Raw genomic sequence first — 20,931 nt, forward strand, 5'->3', positions numbered from 1 at the left:
GAAATACAGTTCAAAACTTGAATTAGTTTATCATGATATGCTAAGAGAGTTTTTAATATGTTGGTCAGAAGGATAGTAATATATAAAAAGAAAAAAGAGAACACCAATTTTTAATAATTTAATTACGGGTTTAAATATAACAAACATATGTTAGAGCCTTATGCACTTCACGCTCAAAGAAAATTATAATTTCCTCTTTCCGCAGTTAGTCCTAAGCCTCTAGTTTTGTATCAGGAAGTAGCCTGTGAGTTTACGATTCAGCGTTGTTACCCCCTCATTTTGTCAAGGTCGTTTCATTGACCGTACCATCCAGAGCGTTTTAGCGCAAGGGATCGCAGATATGGAATACGTTATCTGTGATGGAGGTAGCAAGGATGAGACAATAGATATCTTAAAACTGTATAGTGACAAAATTCGTTGGGTATCAGAACCAGATAAGGGTCAGGCTGATGCGGTGAACAAAGCGATCGCTATGACAACAGGTGATATTATTGCCTGGATTAATTCTGATGATGTTTACTACCCTGGAGCTTTCGAGGCAGTCAAAAGAATATTTGAAGCTAACCCCACCGTTCAGATCATATATGGTGATGCTGACCATATTGATGAAAAAGACGAGATAATAAATTCTTATCTGACTGAACCTTGGAATTATGAACGTTTGCTTGAGACTTGTTATCTGTGTCAGCCAGCAGTATTCTTTCGGCGTAGTCTAGTAGAAAAGTATGGAAATTTAGATGCTTCCTTGAATTACTGCATGGATTACGAACTGTGGCTGCGTTATGGTAAGCAAGTAGATTTTTATTATCTGCAAACAAAATTAGCAGGCTCACGGCTCTATAAAACCAACAAAACTCTTGGTCAAAGACTGGCAGTTTGCACGGAAATTAACGATATGATCCATCGGGAGTTTGGCTTTGTCCCGACCAATTGGATTTTTGGATATGCACATGCCAAAATTGAAGAGACCAAAGGATTAGATAGAACCGATCCTGTTCAAAATAAACAATTTGTCAAAGAATTAGTTTTTACTACTCTCTGGGCATTTTGGCACTGGAAAACGCGGATTCCACCCCGTGCATTAGTAACGCTTGCTAGTTGGTGGGTTGGAGCTAATCCTGTATTGGGTGGAAATAGAACAGTAAAAGTGACTAAAAATTCTATCAAATCTATTTATAAGTTTTTGGTTAGTCCTCTTTACAATCGGTTGAGAAATGAAATCCTTCAAGAAATAGAACAGAAGATTGAAATCGAGCGCATCAACCAAACTCAAAAAAATCAAGATTTAACTCAGGAGTTGCATCGAATTAATCAAGCTTATTTGGAGTTACAAGTTAAGCTTTCTCAACAAGTGGGAGATCAAATGGTAAATATGTATAAGCTGATTACTGAAACTAAGGATGAATGGAGCCATGAAAAAATAAACGATGAGATTATTGAAAAACTAAATAAAATCAATCAGAGCATAGAAGGTTCAAAAATTGAGCGAGATAATCCAGAATAATTCATATCCTAAAGTTAGTATTGTTACTCCTTCATACAATCAGGGTAAATTTATAGAAAAGACTATTCTGAGTGTTTTATGCCAAGATTATCCAAACTTGGAATATATTGTAGTTGACGGTTTGTCTACTGACGAAACCCTGGACATCATTCGCAAGTACGAACATCGTATAAATAAGATAATCCTTGAAGCGGACAAAGGTCAGACTGATGCCCTGAATAAAGGATTTAGATTATGTACAGGGGAGATACTTGCCTATCTTAATTCTGATGATTGTTATGCCGCTAAAAATGTTGTTTCTAAAGCTGTAGATTATTTTAAGGAATATCAGGGATTTGATGTAATTTATGGCCAAAGAAATATTATTGATGAGTTTGGTAAACTCTTAAATTTTCACCCCTATAGACCATTTTCTGAGCCTGATTTTTATTTAAGTGATTATATTCCTCAAGAATGTACTTTTTGGACAAAAAGAATATTTGAGAAAGCAGGCGCATATATTAATGAAGAATTTGACTTTGCAATGGATTATGAGCTGTTATTGCGATTTCTGAAGTTGGGTGCTAAATTCTTGTCTGTAGAAGATGTCTTTGGTCTTTTTAGATATTATCCTGCTCAAAAAACTAGCGATCGTTGGCATTCACACGGATTACCTGAAATAGCTAAACTTCACAAAATGTACTTAGGCAGATATATTGAAGAAACAGAAATGCTTAATTATAACTATGAATATTTATTTAATATAAATCCAAGTATTTATCCAGAAGCATTTGCATTTTATCAGCGTTTTTGGTGGATGGTAATCGAACATAAAATTGAAATTTTCAACAACCTTGCACTTGATACGTGGATGCTTCAATAAAAGGAAATAACTGGCTCTATGTTGTATCTGAGTAAATGCAGCTCTATAGACTTTTAGGAGAACTAAGATTAGCATAATCCTAGTAAGGAGATAATCAAATGGTTAGGATAAGCAGGATAAGAAGTTGGTTGAAAAAACCAGTATTTGTAATCTTTTTTTGCGCTGTTTTTCTGACCAGCGTCATAGGGTTTATTCTCATCAAAATTGAGCAAGCTCACCTAGAAAACTATTCTTACTTCTATGATGCTGTCTCCTACTCTCTAGATAACGCTCGTTTACACGTCCGTTTAGCAAATGAAGGACGTTTTACCCTAGCTATGCAAGAATGGCTGGGCAACAAAAGACATCCATTACGCACAGTGCCATTGCTCCTTTTTGCTCCTAGCTTGTTAGCTAGTAATGTAGGTCATATGGCTACTGTGTTGCCCATGCTCTTCATCTTTTTAGGGCTGCTTGGTTGGACAGTTTACCGCCGAACTGGTTGCACTCCCTACGCGCTCACCTGTATGGCTCTATTCTGTGCAATACCAGGAATATTTCATCCGGGGCTTGGCTTAGGTGCTTACTGGTTGGATTTGCCAGCTGCTTTCCTTGTTGGAGGGGCAGCTTTGTGCCTGTTAAACTCTTCTGAAGGGCGGAGTTTGAAGTGGCTGGTTGGCTTTGCTGTACTAGCCTCATGTGCTGTTCTTAGCCGCTATATAGCCGCAGCCTATGCTTTTGTAATCTGTGTACCTGTCTTAGGGGGCTACCTCATTCAGCGATGGTGGCGCGAGGGCGCTCCTGTAAAGACAATATTGTTGCCACTTAGCGTAATCAGTGTCACAACTGGTGTGTTAGCTGGATACTTCTTAATTTTCCACCTTAAGAGCAACCTACAGTATTACACGGTCTATGGATATGCTTTGAATCAGAGCTTACTAGGATCAATTACTTTTGTCATCCATTTTTTAGTGGGCTACTTCTTTGGAATTCCCGGGATTTTTATTCTTAGTGCTATTTGTTTAGTTAATTTAGTTTTATTCTGGAAAGATGTAAGCCAAAACTGGAAAGACTTGATAATTTCAGTCTGGTACGCCAGTGCCGTTATTCTTTTCTTAGTTCTTGTACTCCGTGCAGGGGAGGGTGGACATGCTACTATGTATGCGGTGCCCTTGGTATTTTTTGCCGTTGTATCACCTGTTACTATTAGCCAGAATTGGTCAAGCCATAAAGTCTTGGTGCGGCTGTCAGCTATATTAATTGCTGTAGCACTTTTGTTAGGAGGACGTGCGGCTCTAGACAACTATTCGCTTGCCACGCATCCCTCTCCTGAAGCTAAAGAACAAAAAGCACTTGATGTTGCCCTAGCTCAAGAATTGATTAGAGCAGGAGGTTCAGTAGTTTTTTGTTCTTATTTTGACGAATATACCGTCATACCTGTCATGGAAACGTTTTACCGCTATGGGAAATTACCCTTAGCAGCTAAAAAACTTTTTACTGTCCACGAATCCTACTGGTCAGGCTTTTATCCCAACCTTTCTGCAAACGCTCTGACAGAGATTGTTTACGCTAATACTACTAAAGAAGTTGATATTGCTGTGGTGTTTAATGACCCAGTGCGGGCAGATACGAATACCAAGTGGCAGGGTAAACCCAGCCCCAAAACCCGTTTAGTCGCTAAATATGTAGCAGAGCAGATACGCAACGATCCGAATTGGAAGCGAGTTTTCGTGCTAGAAAATTCACACTATGGTACTTTGGCGGGCTATCGCAATCTCACAAGGTAGTTTTCAGGTGCAACCTTAGCAAAAGTAAAACTTTGTTAGGTTCACTTTTTATTTCCGCTTATAACAGAAAACCCTCGATGCTTGAGTTAGTTTCTTATTCAAAAACTACAGAGATTAGCGTGAAAGGAATCATTCTTGCTGGTGGTAAAGGGACACGTCTTGCCCCATTGACGGAAGTAACTAATAAGCACTTGTTGCCAGTCGGGAAAGAACCCATGATCTGGCATTCAGTTAAACAACTAGCAAGTTCAGGTATCACAGATATTTTAATAGTGACTTCCACCAACCATATGGGGGATGTTGTGAATTCTTTAGGATCGGGAAAACGATTTGGCTGTGAATTTACATACCGAGTCCAAGAAGAAGCAGCAGGCATTGCTGACGCTTTATCCCTAGGGGAGCAATTTGCACAAGGAAAAAAAATAGTTGTGCTACTAGGTGATAATATTTTCGAGTATTCCATCCGTCAGCACGTTGAAGCTTTTGCGGAACAAACTGAGGGAGCTAGAGTTCTTCTCAAGGAAGTGGGAGATCCAGAACGATTTGCGATCGCAGCTCTTGATGAAAAGCAAATTATTAAAATTGAAGAAAAACCTACAGAACCCAAGACTAACTATGCTGTTGTCGGTTGTTATATGTACGATTGCCAAGTGTTTGATTTGATACGTAAGGTTCAGCCCTCCGAGCGGGGAGAACTGGAAATTACTAATATTAACGAACTCTATCTAAAACAGGGGCAGTTGCAATTCAGCTTTGTAAATGGACGCTGGATGGATGCAGGAACTTTCAATTCATTCAATGAAGCTAACAATCTCATGTTGTTAAATAATAATCAAATCTTGTACGACATCTGAGGTTAGGTAAAAAAATATGCCTCATATATCTGTGGTTATTCCTGTTTATAAAGCTGAGGATTGTTTGCATGAACTCTATGAACGTTTAAAAGATTCTTTAGAAACAATTTCAGAAGATTTTGAGATAATTTTGGTAGAGGATTGTGGTGGCGATCGCTCCTGGGAGATTATTCTGGAGTTAGCACATCAGGATCGGCGAGTAAAGGGAATTCAGTTCAGTCGCAATTTTGGGCAACATTACGGAATTACAGCTGGTTTAGATTATTGTGATAGTGACTGGGTAGTAGTGATGGACTGTGATTTGCAGGATCGTCCTGAAGAAATCCCCCGATTTTACGCCAAAGCACAAGAAGGTTATGATGTAGTGCTTGCTCGGAGAGGTAAGCGAAAAGATCCAATTTTGAAGCGTCTGACTTCGAGGCTATTTTATAAAATATTTAGCTACCTTGCAGATATTAAATATGATGCTCAAGTTGGCAACTTCCGGATGATTTCGCGGAAAGTTTTAGAAAGTTTTCGTCTTATGCGCGAACAATTGAGATTCTTTGGTGGTTTGGTAGACTGGATGGGTTTTCCAACTGCCAGCATTGATGTAAAGCATGATTCTCGCCTAGCCGGGAAAAGTACATACACATTTCGCAAGCTTTGGAAATTAGCATCTGAAACTACAATTGCTTATTCTGATAAACCGCTCCGGTTATCTATTCGCTTGGGATTTATGATATCGTTTTTTGCTTTCTTATATGGAGCTTATATTTTTATAAATGCAGCTATTTATGGTTCCGTTGTTACAGGTTGGACTAGCCTTATTGTTTCTTTGTATTTCCTAGGAGGAATTATTATTTCTAATCTTGGCATTATTGGCATCTACTTAGGGAAAAGTTTTGATGAAGCTAAGAAAAGACCTTTATATCTCATCAGAAATTCTACATTTACTCCTTCAACTTTAAAAACCCTAGCTGATTCCAAGCGAATCCAAGGTGTAAATAATGGACATTTCTGAGTATATTTTGCCGACTCCTTGGGATAGCAAAGTATTTGGCTTCGATACCTTTGAAATTGTTTCTAAATCCGAAGAAATCTTTAATTCAGTTTTTAAGGTGCTCCAGCCTGGACATTACACCGTAAAAGTCAATCCACTTTTCTCTAAAAAAATTTTGCATGAATATGGTTTTTATTACTGTGATACCTTAATTGAACCTTACTGTAATCGCAATAGCTTTGTGGAATATGTAAAAGCAGGAATTCAAATTTCTAAGTTAGTTTCTATAGACGATTTAATTAAAATTTCTCATGGAGCTTTTATTCATGGTCGATTCCATAAAGATTTTAATCTAGATCGGAATCTAGCCGATCTTAGATATGACTTATGGCTTAAAGAAATTTATAACTCTCAAAATGTTTTCGGGTTAATGTCTGATGGTCAGATAGCTGGATTTTGGGGATGTGTTGAAAATAAAATCGTTCTTCATGCGTTAAGTGAAGAATATAGAGGAAGAGGAATGGCTAAGTACTTCTGGAGCGCTGCTTGTCAAGAAGTATTTAGCCAAAAATATCAGGAACTGACAAGTTCAATTTCAGCTTCTAATATTTCAGTTCTCAATCTTTACTCCTCGCTAGGATTTAAGTTTAGGAATCCAGTCGATGTTTACCATATCTTAGTGAAATAATACTGATTTGCCAAATTAACATGAAAATTTGTAGCAAGTGTGGCACGCGATTTGATAGCTTGAACTGGGCATGTCTTTCATGTTCCTATAGACCCAAACGGATTGATGACTTTTTATCATTTGCACCTGAATTTGCACAAATAAATGATAACTACGAGCCTAATTTTTTCCCCCAATTGGCCACTCTAGAGGCCAAAAATTTTTGGTTCTGTTCTCGCAACCATTTACTACTTTGGGCGCTAGGACGCTACTTTCCCCAAGCTCAAAACTTTTTAGAAATTGGTTGTGGAACTGGTTTTGTTTTAGCTGGTATTGAGAAAGCATTCCCTAAACTAACCTTATCTGGAAGTGAAATATTCAGCACTGGCTTGGCTTTCGCTGCCCAACGGCTTTCTAAAGCCGACTTATTCCAGATGGATGCCTGTAAAATTCCCTTTGAGGAAGAATTTAATGTTATCGGCGCTTTTGACGTACTGGAACATATTAAAGAAGATCGCATAGTTTTAGCGGAAATGTATCGAGCAACAAAACCAGGAGGGGGAATTCTACTAACAGTTCCACAGCATCCTTGGCTATGGAGCCAAGCCGACGATTATGCTCATCATGTACGCCGATATCGCGCTCAAGAGTTAAAAACAAAAGTACAACGGGCTGGGTTTAAGATTGTGAGAATGACATCTTTTGTCTCGCTCCTCCTACCACTCATGCTTCTTTCTCGCTCGCAGCAGCAACGGCCTCAGCTAAACTACGATCCTTTATCTGAACTGAGAATAAGCGGTTTAGCAAATTCTATTCTAGGAAAAGTGCTTGATTTTGAACGTGCAGCAATCCGGCTAGGTATGTCATTTCCATTGGGCGGCTCTCTACTATTAATTGCCAAAAAGTGAAAAAAAGCAATTTAATTACAATAATCATTTTACTTATTGGAGTCACTGTACTCTGGGGTCTACCTCTTTCTCGTCTCTACCCAGCCGATCCAACAGGAACTTATACTTTTCACATTGAATTAGCTCAACAAATGGCAGAAAGAAAATTTATTGGAACTCCTCATTTTTTATATCAATTACTCGTTATTACTGTACATAATTTTGCTCCTTTTATTAGTTTTAATATTGCTGGATACTATATTGTTCCTATATGTGCTTGCTGGATTTTAGCTATAATTGCTGAATGTAATATTCGTCAAAACATTCATTTTTCCAAAAAGGAATTTTACTCCATACCGATAACTTTAGCTTTAATGATTATTGCACCTATTAGTTTATTTACATACCCTAGGCTTTATCTTGGGTATATAGGAATAACTATGTATCATAGTGCCACAACGTTGCTTGCTAAACCAATATGCTTATTGATTTTCAATACAATAACTGAAATTTTTAAGCATCCAGAATCATACTCTAAGACTAAGAAAATAAATCTAAGTTTATTTTTTCTAACAATACTGTCTTTAATAACTAAGCCTAATTATATTATTTGCCTGATACCAGCTATATTTTTTGTAATAATATATAAATTATATATGAATAAGTTTATAAACAGTAGGCTAATAATTTGGAGCCTCTGTGTTCCAGCCCTCATAGTTCTTGGGTGGCAGTTCAGCTTGACATACCTAAACGATCCAACTTTTATCAAAGGAGGAAAGAGTAGCATAGTTTTTGCTCCTTTTAAAGTTATGAGCTTCTACTCAAATAGCCTTTTGTATGATTTTATAATGTCAATTCTTTTCCCATCATCTGTTTATATTTTGTTTTGGAAAAAAGCTAAAACTGAGTTTAATCTTAATTTAGCTTGGTTGGTATTTTTAGTCTCTATTTTTTATATTTACTTTTTAGGAGAATCAAGTAGGATGTATGCTGGTAACTTTTTATGGGGGGGACAAATTACTTTATTTATACTTTTTGTTTATTCAATTTTGTTTTTATTTAAGCAACAAAACTTAGAAGAGTTTTACTTTGCTAGTATTTTCTATAAATTAAAAACCAAGTTTTTCTTTTGCTTATTACTTTTTGGGTTGCATTTTATTAATGGTTTAGTATATTTAATGTATGTAACGCAAACGGGCAATTATTAAGTTTTTTAGTAGTAATTTAGCAAGCAATTTTATAAAAGCCGTGAATATTCATAAAGTTCCGTTTAATGTTCCTTTTGCTACGGGTCGCGAACTTGAGTACATTTCTCAAGCCATTCAGAACCAGCACCTTTCTGGAGACGGTGAATTCACTAAAAAATGCCATGCTTGGTTAGAGTCAAAAATTGGCTGTTACAAAGCATTATTAACTCATTCTTGTACGGCAGCATTAGAGATGGCAGCAATTCTCGCAGACATCCAGCCAGGGGATGAAATAATTATGCCATCTTATACATTTGTATCTACTGCTAATGCTTTTGTATTACGTGGGGCTGTGCCAGTTTTCGTAGACATTCGTCCAGATACTCTTAATATTGATGAGTCTCAGATAGAAGCTGCTATCACACCCAAGACTAAAGCAATTGTTCCAGTTCATTATGCAGGTGTGGGTTGCGAGATGGATGTCATTATGGCACTGGCAGATAAATACAATCTTCTAGTCATTGAAGATGCTGCTCAAGGCATAATGTCTAAATACAAGGAGCGACCTCTGGGTAGTATTGGACATCTGGCGGCTCTAAGCTTTCACGAAACTAAAAATTTAATTTCTGGCGAAGGGGGAGCTTTATTAATTAATGATTCTAAATTAGTTGAACGAGCTGAGATTATCCGTGAGAAAGGTACAAATCGCAGCAAGTTCTTTAGAGGGCAGATAGACAAATATACATGGGTAGATATGGGTTCTTCATACTTACCTAGTGAACTTGTTGCTGCATTTTTATTCGCTCAACTAGAATCAGCCGAAGATATTACCCAAAATCGATTAAAAAGTTGGAAAAATTACCATAAAAGGTTTTTGGACTTGGAGGAAAAAGGCATTATTAGACGCCCTATAATACCTAAAAATTGCCAACAAAATGGACATTTGTATTATTTATTACTCCAGAATGGAAAACATAGAACAGCTCTACTAGAATACCTCAAACATAAAAAAATTGGAGCAGTATTCCATTATATTCCTTTGCACTCATCCCCAGCGGGTAAAAAATATGGGAAAGCTTATGGCAACTTGAAGGTAACAGATATTACAAGTGAACATCTGGTTCGTTTACCTATGTGGATACATATGGAGCAAGAACTCGTTACCGATATAGTTTATGAATGGTTTACAACTAAATTTTAGTAAGTTTTTATAAAAGAATCTATATGATTTAACCTGAATGCTAAAAATCACAATTGATGCAACACCCGTACAGCCAAATGCTAGCGGTGTCGGTCTTTACGTTACCAACTTAATTCGCTCCCTTCATCCACTACAGGTTAAAGAAAACTTTCAGTTGAGCATTGCTTACCAACCTGGTTTAAAAAATTGGCTAGGCAGAAATATATGTCCTCCTAAATCTCTGAATATAGATTCTCAGCTTCGTATAGTCCCTATACCAGTTAGGATTTCAGATATTTTATTATCTATCCCCTCAAATTGGATAGTGTCTAAATACTTTGAAAAGTATCTGGATGAACCAGATATATTACAGGGAACGAATTATTGTGTTTATCCGTGTAGAAATACTCTGAAAATTATGAATATTTATGATCTAACATTCATTAAATTTCCAGATTATACTAACTCAGTTGTCAAAAAATACAATAAACGAGTAAAAAAATGCTTAGAATGGACAGATTTAGTGCTAACAATTTCAGAAAGCTCTAAAAAAGATATAGTTGAGTATTTAGGCGTAGATCCTCAACGGATTTATGTAACTCCCCTGGCTAGTCGCTACTATTGCGGATATTTATCTGAAGAACTAGGGCATCAAATGGAGGCATCAAGCGAATATGATTTCTCAAAACCATACTTGCTATTTGTTAGCACGCTTGAACCTAGAAAAAACATTAGTAGCCTCATTCGTGCATTTAATTTATTGAAGCAAAAATACAAAATAGAGCATCACTTGGTTCTAGTTGGTCAAAAGGGATGGCATTACGAGCCAATATTTGCTGAGATTGAAATCTCAGCTTTTAGAAGCGAAATTCATCACCTTGATTATTTATCTGATGAAATGGTGGCTTTGTTTTACTCTAGGGCTGATGCTTTCGTGTATCCATCCCACTATGAGGGGTTTGGTCTGCCTGTATTGGAAGCAATGACGCTAGGCGCACCTGTTATTACATCTAATACTTCCTCACTGCCTGAGGTAGCAGGAGATGCAGCCCTTTTGATTGACCCTAACGATCCGACTAGCTTGGCAGATGCGATCCTGAAAGTAATTGGTGATTCTCAGTTTCGGAGTGAATTAATTCAGAAGGGTAAAGAACGAGCCAAACTATTTTCTTGGGAAAGAACGGCGCAGGAAACCCTTAAGGCATATAAGTCATTGTTGACATGAGCAATTTAGGCAATTCCCTATTCAATCACTTGCTCATCAATCTTTCCTTCATTTTTGCTAAACCTACTGGCATCAGCACCTATGCCATAAATCTTTTTCCTCATCTACAGCCTCTCGATCCAACGTTACTGACCGCCCAAACTTTTCGTGATTATCGCTGTTATCCAGTTCCGCCGAATCTAACCCCTGCACAAGGGTCAAAAGGGCATTTTCGCCGTCTGCTGTGGACGCAGTGGCAGTTGCCCGAAATTTACAAAAAATTGAATTCTAGTTTAATCTTTTCCCCAGTTCCAGAAGCGCCGTTGTATGCGGGTTGCCGTTCAGTGGTAATGGTTCACGATCTCATCCCGCTGCGGTTTCCTAAACGCTTTTCTCCCCTAACGCCCTACTTCCGCTACTATATTCCCCAGGTTTTAGCGCAAGCTGAACATATTATTTGTAACTCTAGCTCCACCGCTCAGGATATTATTGATTTCTTCCACATTCCAGAAGATAAAATTACGCCAATTCATTTGGCTTATGACGTCAATCATTTTCGGTTTCTAGATATTCCTAGAAGCAATTATTTCCTCTACATTGGTCGCCAAGATCCCTACAAAAATATTGCTCGGTTAATTGACGCATTCGCTACTTTACCAAGTTGCCGTGACAATGAATTATGGATAGCTGGATCTGGGGATAAGCGTTATACGCCTGTGTTGATGGCGCAGGTGGAACAGCTAGGTATAAAGAATCAAGTAAAATTTCTAGATTACGTTTCCTACGAGGAATTGCCGACGCTAATCAATCAAGCGATCGCTCTCGTCTTCCCTAGCCTCTGGGAGGGCTTTGGACTGCCCGTTTTAGAAGCAATGGCGTGTGGCACCCCCGTGATTACTTCCAACCTCTCCTCGCTGCCAGAAGTCGCAGGTGACGCCGCCCTTTTAGTCAATCCCTACAACGTGGGGGAAATTGCCGAAGCTATGCAAGCAGTCGTGATGGATTCAGGGTTGCGATCGCGTCTTCGTCAGGCTAGTCTCGCTAGAGCCAGTCAATTTAGCTGGACAAAAACTGGACAAGCGACTGCCCAAGTCCTTCAGCGATATTTGTAAACACAGCGAAAGTTATCAAAATTACAAAGTGGCAAATTGTCAAGTTAAGATTGGGGGTCAGCTCAAGATTCTCCTTCAAGCTTCAATTCCTCTTGCCTCCCCAGGTAGATTTCTTTTTATCAAAGGTTTGTCAAAATAATTGACAATTAATGGAAGAGGCTCAGCATGAACCGGCGAGCATTGTTGCTGCTAAATCGCCACGCACGCCGAGGAAAAGAAGGTCTATCAGAGGCGGTTGCCAAATTGCAGGAGTTAGGATTTGACCTGCAAGAAGAGTCCACACAAAAGCCCCAGCAGATACCAGAAATTATCCGTCGCTACCGCGATCGCGTCGATCTGGTTATCATCGGTGGCGGAGATGGCACCCTAAATGCCGCTGCCGAGGGTCTGATTGACACCCAACTCCCGCTAGGCATCCTACCTTTAGGAACAGCCAACGACCTGGCACGAACCCTTTCAATTCCTGTCTCTCTCCCTGAAGCTTGCGAGGTAATCGCAACAGGTCAAAAACAGCGAATTGACTTAGGTTGGGTGAATGGAAAGCACTTCTTCAATGTTGCTAGTCTCGGATTGAGCGTGCAAATTACTCAGCAGCTAACCAAAGAAACTAAGCAACGCTGGGGAGTCTTCGCCTATGCAGTCACCGCCATCCAGGTAGTTGGGCGATCGCGTCCTTTTCTAGCAAAAATTCGTCTCAATGGCGAATCTATTCAGGTGAGAACCGTTCAGATTGCCGTAGGCAACGGACGATATTACGGCGGTGGCATGACCGTTGCTGACGATGCTACCATTGACGACCAGCGCTTGGATCTGTACAGCTTGGAAGTTCAAAATGCATGGCAGATCGTCCGATTGCTACCTTCCATGCTAAAAGGAAAACAAGCAGAATGGCCTGAGGTGCGAAGTCTTCAAGGGCGGGAAATTGAGGTATCCACGCTAAAACCTCTCCCGATTAATACTGATGGTGAAATCACCACTTACACCCCTGCCAAATTTCGCCTAATTCCTAAAGCAATATCGGTTTTAGTTCCACAATCACCCCTACGCACTCCTTAAAATACCTCCCAGTCACCGGATTTAAGCCCTATGATTAAGTGCTAGTAGGTGTTAAAGCATTTCCCGTGACCCCATCTCCTTCACATTCAAAACCCGATCTAGCAAGCGTCTGGCATACTCTACCAGTGGACAAGACACTGGAGCAGCTAGCAAGCGACCCAGAAGTTGGTCTGACGACCCAGGAAGCCAAACAGCGGTTGCAGCAATACGGCCCCAACGAACTGCAAGAAACTGCGGGTCGAAGTACCTGGGAAATCTTGCTCGATCAGTTCAAGAACATCATGTTGTTGATGCTGATTCTAGTAGCACTGATTTCCGGGATTCTAGACCTGGTGGATTTACGCGCTGGCAGATTAGCCCCTGGTGAAATTCCCTTCAAGGACACAATTGCAATTTTACTGATTGTCATCCTTAACGGCGTCTTGGGCTATCTCCAGGAAAGCCGCGCCGAAAAAGCACTTGCCGCCCTCAAGAAGCTTTCCTCTCCGAAAGTGCGAACGATCCGCGATGGCAGACAATTAGAGGTGGACGGCAAGGATCTTGTTCCAGGAGACATCATGCTCCTCGAAGCAGGGGTGCAGGTTTCCGCCGACGGGCGTCTAATTGAAGAGTCAAATCTGCAAGTGCGGGAATCGGCACTAACCGGCGAAGCTCATCCATCAAGTAAGCAGGCAGCGGTGCATCTGAGTGAAGAAACCGCATTGGGCGATCGCATTAACTTAGTCTTTCAAGGCACTGAAGTCGTCCAAGGGCGCGGCAAGGTCATCGTCACCGGCACTGGTATGAAGACGGAACTCGGCAAAATTGCCGATATGCTGCAATCCGTCGAAGCTGAAGACACCCCGTTGCAACAGCGAATGACCCAGCTGGGCAACGTGCTGGTGACGGGTTCTTTGATCTTAGTTGCCATCGTCATCGTCGGCGGAATGCTGCATAATTTCTTCAGCCAGGGGCGTTGGAACTGGAATGTCTTGCAAGACCTTGTGGAAGTTTCTCTATCGATGGCAGTGGCGGTAGTGCCAGAAGGCTTGCCAGCAGTCATTACAGTGACGTTGGCACTGGGAACCCAGCGGATGGTACGCCGCCACGCACTGATTCGCAAACTCCCAGCGGTAGAAACCCTCGGTTCTGTCACAACTATCTGCTCGGATAAAACCGGCACCCTCACCCAAAATAAAATGGTGGTGCAGCGGGTAGACACGGCAAACCATACCTTCCGCGTTACCGGCGAAGGTTACATCCCTACCGGAGAATTTTATCTCGACGAGCGGCAGGTAGCCGCAGAGCAGTATCGGGATCTGCAAATGCTGATGCTTGGCTGCGTGCTTTGTAATGACGCAATGTTACAGCACGACAAGAATGAGTGGGCAATTCTCGGCGACCCCACAGAAGGGGCATTAATTGTCCTGGCTGGGAAGGGAGGAATTGATAAGGAACCGCTAAGCCGCCAAATGCGCCGCGTTGCCGAGTTTCCTTTTTCCTCCGAACGCAAGCGGATGAGCGCGATCTGCGAAGCGGGCGCTTGGATTCAAAACACGCCTTTTTCTAGCAGCCACCTGATGTTTACGAAGGGTTCTCCAGAGTTAATTTTGGAGCGTTGTACCCAAATTCAGGTAGGCGACCAGAGCGAAGTTCTGCGCGATGAGCAACGAACTCAAATTCTGGAGCAAAATAACCAGATGGCAAGTAAGGGCTTGCGGGTACTGGGATTTGCTTACAAGCCTTTAGAGACCGTTCCGCCCGAAGGATCGGAGGAAACAAACGAGCAAGAATTAGTTTGGCTGGGTTTAGTCGGAATGCAGGATGCTCCGCGTCCGGAAGTGCGGGATGCAGTCGCTAAATGCAAAGCGGCTGGAATTCGAGCCATGATGATTACTGGCGACCACCAGCTAACAGCACAAGCGATCGCCCAAGATTTAGGGATTGCCCAAGAAGGCGATCGCGTCCTCACAGGTCAACAACTGCAAAAGTTTAGTCCAGAGGAGCTAGATCAAGTCGTTGACGAAGTTAGCATCTACGCCCGTGTTGCCCCCGAACACAAACTCCGCATTGTTCAAGCCCTCCAGCGTCGCGGTAGATTTGTCGCCATGACCGGCGATGGCGTCAACGATGCCCCAGCACTCAAACAAGCCGACATCGGCATCGCAATGGGCATTACCGGCACCGATGTCAGCAAAGAAGCCAGCGATATGGTGCTACTGGACGATAACTTCGCCACCATCGTCGCCGCTACAGAAGAAGGGCGGACTGTTTACAGTAATATTCGCCGCTTTATTAAATACATTTTGGGCAGCAACATCGGCGAAGTGTTGACCATTGCCGCTGCACCTCTGCTTGGCTTGGGGGGCGTTCCGCTCTCGCCGTTGCAGATTCTCTGGATGAACCTGGTTACGGATGGTTTACCCGCTCTCGCCCTTGCCGTAGAACCCGCAGAACCCGACGTGATGCGCCGTCCTCCCATGAATCCCCGCGAAAGTATTTTTGCCCAAGGGCTGGGTTCTTACATGGTTCGGATTGGGATTGTCTTTGCGATTATCAGTATTGCTTTGATGGCATGGGCTTACAACTATACTCATGCACCCGGCTATCCGGGAAATCCAGATGTTTGGAAGACGATGGTCTTTACAACCTTGTGTCTCGCTCAGATGGGACACGCTTTGGCGGTTCGTTCTAACAGCCAACTGACGATCGAGATGAATCCCTTTACCAACCTGTATTTGTGGGGAGCGGTGGTTGTTACCACGGCGTTGCAGCTAATGCTCGTCTACGTACCCCCTCTGCGTTCTTTCTTTGGAACTCACTACCTGACTCTTACTGAACTCGGTATTTGTATCGGCTTCAGTGCCTTAATGTTCGTTTGGGTTGAGATGGAAAAACTGTTTATCCGTTTTTTTTACAAAGGCAGACGGTAATGGGTAATAAGTAATGGGGAATTAGGGACTGGTTATTGGAAGAATCTAGGCTGAAAATAATCACCCATGCCCCATTACCCATTCCATTACTAATGATCCATTAGCTATGTATCTCAAAACCCTCCACCTGCGCCAGTTTCGCAACTACTTGGATTGTGGAGTTGATTTCGAGGCTCCTAAGACGATTTTGGTGGGGAATAATGCCCAAGGAAAATCCAATCTTTTGGAAGCAGTCGAGTTACTATCAACCCTCAAAAGCCATCGAGCCGGACGCGATCGCGACCTGATCCGCGAAGGCGCGGCGGACGGTAAAATTACAGCCACGCTGGAACGCGCTAACGGCTTAGTGGATCTGGCTTTAACCCTCCGCACTCAAGGGCGTCGTACCGCAGCCATTAACCAAGAAGCTTTGCGACGCCAAATGGATTTTCTCGGCGTCCTCAACGCTGTAGAATTCTCCAGTTTAGATTTAGATCTAGTGCGAGGTGCCCCCGAACAACGCCGCAACTGGCTAGATTCCATCCTCACCCAGTTGGAACCCGTCTACGCCCACATTTTGCAGCAATATAACCAAGTATTACGGCAGCGCAACGCCTTATTAAGACAAGAAGCGAGAAAAGCCCAACCTTCTTCTAGTAACAGGCAAGAGGAAATTTCCACCGATGGGGACTTGAATCGGGACTCTGAATTGGCGTTGTGGGATGTCCAATTAGCGATCGCGGGTTCTCGCGTTACCCGTCGTCGAGCCAGAGTCCTGACACGGCTGGCACCTCTCGCTCAGGCTTGGCACGCTAGCATTAGCGGTAGAGCTGAAGTGCTGGAATTAAAATATGCCCCCAATGTCACCCTGGAGAAGGAAGAACCCGAAGCGGTGCAACAAGCTTTTCTAGAGAAAATTCAACAGCGTCGGGTCGTCGAACGTCACCAAGGCACAACCCTCGTCGGTCCTCACCGGGACGAAGTTGAGTTTACCATCAACCAAACACCGGCAAGAATTTATGGCTCCCAAGGTCAGCAGCGAACCCTAGTCTTGGCGCTGAAACTGGCAGAGCTAAAGTTGATTGAAGAAGTCGTTGGAGAACCGCCACTGTTACTACTTGATGATGTTCTAGCCGAGTTAGACCCAAACCGCCAAAATCAACTGTTAGATGCCATCCAAGACCGCTTTCAGACCCTGATTACCACTACTCACTTAGGTTCCTTCGATGCCCAGTGGTTGAATTCTTCTCAAATTCTCTCTGTTCAGGCAGGACAAATAAAACGATGAAGTTTGTTAGTTGCATAAGGACGGATTGAAGCCAAATATTTGTAAATAGCCAACTAAATGGATAAACCTGCACCTATAACAAGTCGTTCTTTCTCTTTTAGTGTTAATCGCTGGCTTGCAGCCTATAACCTTATTCTCAAATCCGGAGTCACCCTCAGAAGTCTCGTATCCACCAATATGTTCTAAAGAGAGAATCCGTGCCTTACTTATTTAACGAACTGTCAACCTACGCCCAGATTGATTGTGACGTAATTAACCTTGCTGCTATGCGAAAAATGGATATGGCTATGGATCGGGATGAGATTGCAGGACTGGGCGCTTCGTTGCGACGGATCAATCAGAAGCTATTGACCTCAGCCAAGGGAGATGGCGTCAAAAGAGTATGGTATCAGGGTGGAGAACCTTATTTCGATCTGTTTATTGACCTGCGAGAAGATGATATCGAGTGGTTTCAGTTGACTTTACGTGGGAAATCGCTGTCGTGGAATCGAGCAGGTTGGCAAACAGGGATAACGAATGAAGGCATTGTCAATGACATTACTTTTTATCCTGCTAGCAAACTGATTAAAACAGACAATCGCCCTGATTTTGCGTTCATTGAATTAGCATATTCCATCCTGCAAACCCGCGCTGGTGATGCGATTGTTGATAAAATACTGGTGCTGTTTAAGCCTGAATAACGAATGGCTAGTCGCTAATCAAAGCCCTTTTTTGCCCAATTAGCAATTAGCCTATACCCTAATCATTAAGCTTATTTGTAAATTATTTTAGGTGCAATATACCAGCACGAATTTGGGTTTAATGTATTTGTTCTTGCTCGTTATCCTAATTTTGAGTCGTTGCTGGAGCCTTTTTATTATTCTTTTTTGATAAGAAAAATTACCCTCGATTCCTCATTTTTGAAGAGCTAAGAACTATTGGACTCATTGAACTCTATTCTAGAAAGGGAAATATTTTCTCTTAGGTTACTGTACGGATTTTATATAGACAATTTATGAATTAGCCCTCTATCTAGGGATTTATTTTCTTTCATAAAACATAAATATTTATTGCAATCAAGTAATGATTTATTGCACATAACTAAGAATTAGCAGAAGTTTGGGTGTATCACAGTTTACAATTGCCAACAGTACCCCTGTGGAAATTACTGGATGGGTTCACAATGCAGCCCAACGCCCTGCCGCTTCCTTGCCTATCTCTAGACCCTGCCATTGACCGTCAGCCTCTGACTGTAGCGCCTGACACACCTCTCCTTGATGTATTGGCGCTCATGAGCCAGTTACGGAGTAGTTGTGAGTTGCCCAGAGGAACCCAAGCCAGAGGGACACAAGCAGACACCAGTGCAGCGTCAGAAGACCCAAGCTGGGAGGCGAGCGAGGGAATGAACGCCGCCTTGCCGCACCCTGCATCCTGTTGGTTGTCACAAGAGGAGACCGATTTTGACACTGCCGATGCCGCAGGTCATTGTGTCTTAGTCATGCAAGGATCGCAGCTTGTGGGAGTCTTTACAGAGCGCGATATTGTTAGACTGACTGCCGCCAGAGCTTCCCTAATTAACGTCAAAATTGCCGATGTCGTCACGCAACCAGCCATTACCCTCAGACAATCAGAAGCTCACGATGTTTTCACGGCTCTTTCCTTGTTTCGTCAGCACCGAATTCGCCATTTGCCAATCATTGACGATAATGCAGGGGTAGTCGGAATTGTCACGCACGATAGTATTCGCAAAGCGTTGCAACCCGTTAATCTTCTAACGCGATTGCGATACGTCGCGGATGTGATGACATCCCAAGTCGTTCATGCGCCTATGACGGCTTCTGTTCTCGATTTAGCCCAAATCATGGCGAGTCAGCTAGTCAGCTGTGTCGTCATTACAGAACAGAGGGAAAACCAAATTGAGAACAAGCCAATAAAGACGCTTAATTCTCAATTCCCAATGCCCGTAGGCATTGTCACAGAGCGAGATGTGGTGCAGTTTCAGGCGATGGAATTAGACTTGTCGAAATTGCAGGCAAAAGACGTAATGAGTACACCCTTATTTTGTCTGCAACCCTCAGATTCCCTATGGGTTGCCCATCAAGAAATGCAGCGGCGGCGCGTGCGACGTCTGGTAGTTGCTAGCAATCAGGGCGAATTACTCGGCATTGTCTCCCAAACCAGCCTGCTACAAGTGCTGAATCCGGCAGATATGTACAATGTCATTGAGGTATTGCAGCAGGCAGTAGAAGAGCGTACCAAAGCATTAGAGAATAGCAACGAACGATTGCGTTGTGAAATTGCTGAGCGCAAACGAGCTGAAAAGGCATTGCGACAAGCGCACGATAACTTAAAAAAACAAGTAGAGGAACAAACTGCCGAATTAGCTCAAGCGAATGTGCTTCTCAAAAAGGACATTATTGAGCGTGTCGCAGTAGAGGCGGCTTTGCGGAAATCAGAGGCGCAAAAGACAGGATTAATCGCGTCTCTACAACAACAAGCCGAACATCTGGAACAAACTTTACACCAACTGCAAAAAACCCAAGCCCAGCTGATTCAAACAGAAAAAATGTCCAGTTTGGGGCAACTGGTAGCTGGTATTGCCCACGAAATTAACAATCCGATTAATTTTATTTACGGCAATCTCAGCTATGCCGGTCAATATGTTCAGGATTTGCTGAATCTGCTGCAACTTTATATTAAACATCATCCTCAACCAGAAGCGGAAATTCAAACAGAAATTGAGGCAATTGACCTGGATTTTTTGAAGACAGACCTCCCGAAACTTTTAGGCTCGATGAAGGTGGGAGCCAACCGTATCCGGGACTTGGTACTGTCCCTACGAAATTTCTCCCGATTGGATGAAGCGCAACAGAAATTTGTGAATATCCACGATGGGATAAATAGTACTCTTCTGATATTACAAAATCAACTAGAAGCAAAAGCGGGACGCTCTGGGATTAAAGTTATTAAAGAATATGGCAATCTCCCTGCTGTGGAGTGTTTGGGGGGGCAGATTAACCAGGTATTTATGAATATTCTCAGTAATGCCATTGATGCCCTCGAAGAGGTCTTTGCTAAGGAATCATGGGGGATGGCTCATGGGGAGGACAGTATCGATTCTCAACCCCCGACAATTTGGATACGCACCGAATTAGTCGGTAAAAATCAGGTAGCTATCAGGATTGAAGATAACGGAATAGGGATGACGGAAGCGGTACGGCGGCAAATGTTTGACCCTTTCTTCACAACGAAACCTGTGGGTAAAGGTACCGGCTTAGGATTATCAATTTGCTATCAGATTGTGGAAAAACACGGCGGTCAGCTGAAGTGTATTTCCGCACCCGGTGAGGGAACTGAGTTTGTAATTCAGATTCCAATCCGACAGACAACTCATGCCGATTCTATGTATACATCCCGTCGTCTAAAGCCTGCCATTGAGCGAAATGAAGAGCAACAGCTACACGGAGCTTAGCGAATGGGAGAAGGAATTAAAAACCGAAGAATTTCTATCT

General features: G+C 42.3%; 16 protein-coding genes. All 16 read left to right on the plus strand.

Going from position 1 to position 20,931, the window contains the following annotated elements:
• Positions 1-244 precede the first annotated feature (244 nt).
• The 16 genes from NDA03_RS10885 (at position 245) to NDA03_RS10960 (ending at position 20,891) form a co-directional block, all read left to right on the plus strand.
• Positions 245-1,504, plus strand: coding sequence for a glycosyltransferase family 2 protein (locus tag NDA03_RS10885; RefSeq protein ID WP_348238018.1), 1,260 nt, complete (start codon positions 245-247; stop codon positions 1,502-1,504).
• Positions 1,482-2,366 (plus strand): glycosyltransferase family 2 protein, encoded by an 885-nt coding sequence (locus NDA03_RS10890; protein ID WP_348238019.1) that lies wholly within the window; start codon positions 1,482-1,484, stop codon positions 2,364-2,366. The genes NDA03_RS10885 and NDA03_RS10890 overlap by 23 nt, the downstream gene beginning before the upstream one ends.
• 128 nt (positions 2,367-2,494) lie before the next feature.
• Positions 2,495-4,132 carry a hypothetical protein gene (locus NDA03_RS10895; RefSeq protein WP_348238020.1) on the plus strand — a complete coding sequence of 546 codons (1,638 nt, stop codon included), beginning with the start codon at positions 2,495-2,497 and terminating at the stop codon, positions 4,130-4,132.
• 119 nt (positions 4,133-4,251) lie between these two features.
• Positions 4,252-4,986, plus strand: coding sequence for a sugar phosphate nucleotidyltransferase (locus NDA03_RS10900; protein ID WP_348238074.1), 735 nt, complete (start codon positions 4,252-4,254; stop codon positions 4,984-4,986).
• A 16-nt stretch (positions 4,987-5,002) separates the two neighbouring features.
• A complete protein-coding gene (locus NDA03_RS10905) occupies positions 5,003-5,989 on the plus strand; it encodes a glycosyltransferase family 2 protein (protein ID WP_190410398.1) in 987 nt (328 codons plus the stop codon).
• Positions 5,976-6,656: a GNAT family N-acetyltransferase gene (locus NDA03_RS10910; RefSeq protein WP_348238021.1), complete on the plus strand. Its 681-nt coding sequence runs from the start codon at positions 5,976-5,978 to the stop codon at positions 6,654-6,656. The genes NDA03_RS10905 and NDA03_RS10910 overlap by 14 nt, the downstream gene beginning before the upstream one ends.
• 176 nt (positions 6,657-6,832) lie before the next feature.
• Complete coding sequence (locus NDA03_RS10915) at positions 6,833-7,543, plus strand: class I SAM-dependent methyltransferase (RefSeq protein WP_348238022.1); 711 nt, start codon at positions 6,833-6,835, stop codon at positions 7,541-7,543.
• Positions 7,540-8,730, plus strand: coding sequence for a hypothetical protein (locus tag NDA03_RS10920; RefSeq protein WP_348238023.1), 1,191 nt, complete (start codon positions 7,540-7,542; stop codon positions 8,728-8,730). Before NDA03_RS10915 ends, NDA03_RS10920 begins: the two co-directional genes overlap by 4 nt.
• A gap of 46 nt (positions 8,731-8,776) precedes the next feature.
• Entirely contained in the window at positions 8,777-9,910 is a 1,134-nt protein-coding gene (gene rffA, locus NDA03_RS10925) for a dTDP-4-amino-4,6-dideoxygalactose transaminase (protein ID WP_348238075.1), read from the plus strand.
• Between the two features lie 37 nt (positions 9,911-9,947).
• Entirely contained in the window at positions 9,948-11,114 is a 1,167-nt protein-coding gene (locus NDA03_RS10930; protein WP_348238024.1) for a glycosyltransferase family 1 protein, read from the plus strand.
• Positions 11,111-12,205, plus strand: a complete 1,095-nt coding sequence (locus tag NDA03_RS10935; protein ID WP_348238025.1) for a glycosyltransferase family 1 protein — start codon at positions 11,111-11,113, stop codon at positions 12,203-12,205. Before NDA03_RS10930 ends, NDA03_RS10935 begins: the two co-directional genes overlap by 4 nt.
• A gap of 165 nt (positions 12,206-12,370) precedes the next feature.
• Positions 12,371-13,261, plus strand: a complete 891-nt coding sequence (locus tag NDA03_RS10940) for a lipid kinase (protein ID WP_190525338.1) — start codon at positions 12,371-12,373, stop codon at positions 13,259-13,261.
• 65 nt (positions 13,262-13,326) lie between these two features.
• Positions 13,327-16,173 carry a cation-transporting P-type ATPase gene (locus tag NDA03_RS10945; RefSeq protein WP_348238026.1) on the plus strand — a complete coding sequence of 949 codons (2,847 nt, stop codon included), beginning with the start codon at positions 13,327-13,329 and terminating at the stop codon, positions 16,171-16,173.
• 106 nt (positions 16,174-16,279) lie between these two features.
• Positions 16,280-17,440: a DNA replication/repair protein RecF gene (gene recF, locus NDA03_RS10950; protein WP_190433608.1), complete on the plus strand. Its 1,161-nt coding sequence runs from the start codon at positions 16,280-16,282 to the stop codon at positions 17,438-17,440.
• A gap of 197 nt (positions 17,441-17,637) precedes the next feature.
• Positions 17,638-18,120, plus strand: coding sequence for a hypothetical protein (locus NDA03_RS10955; RefSeq protein WP_339380271.1), 483 nt, complete (start codon positions 17,638-17,640; stop codon positions 18,118-18,120).
• Between the two features lie 482 nt (positions 18,121-18,602).
• Positions 18,603-20,891: a CBS domain-containing protein gene (locus tag NDA03_RS10960; RefSeq protein ID WP_190531556.1), complete on the plus strand. Its 2,289-nt coding sequence runs from the start codon at positions 18,603-18,605 to the stop codon at positions 20,889-20,891.
• The last annotated feature ends 40 nt before the right edge of the window (positions 20,892-20,931 follow it).

This window comes from Trichocoleus sp. Lan, assembly GCF_039961855.1.
Classification (GTDB): Bacteria; Cyanobacteriota; Cyanobacteriia; order Cyanobacteriales; family FACHB-T130; genus FACHB-T130.

Coding starts and splice junctions, on each gene's coding strand:
- NDA03_RS10905 (WP_190410398.1), top strand. CDS start 5,003: ATGCCTCATATATCTGTGGTTATTCCTGTTTATAAAGCTGAGGATTGT.
- NDA03_RS10910 (WP_348238021.1), top strand. CDS start 5,976: ATGGACATTTCTGAGTATATTTTGCCGACTCCTTGGGATAGCAAAGTA.
- NDA03_RS10930 (WP_348238024.1), top strand. CDS start 9,948: ATGCTAAAAATCACAATTGATGCAACACCCGTACAGCCAAATGCTAGC.
- NDA03_RS10935 (WP_348238025.1), top strand. CDS start 11,111: ATGAGCAATTTAGGCAATTCCCTATTCAATCACTTGCTCATCAATCTT.
- NDA03_RS10940 (WP_190525338.1), top strand. CDS start 12,371: ATGAACCGGCGAGCATTGTTGCTGCTAAATCGCCACGCACGCCGAGGA.
- recF (WP_190433608.1), top strand. CDS start 16,280: ATGTATCTCAAAACCCTCCACCTGCGCCAGTTTCGCAACTACTTGGAT.
- NDA03_RS10960 (WP_190531556.1), top strand. CDS start 18,603: ATGCAGCCCAACGCCCTGCCGCTTCCTTGCCTATCTCTAGACCCTGCC.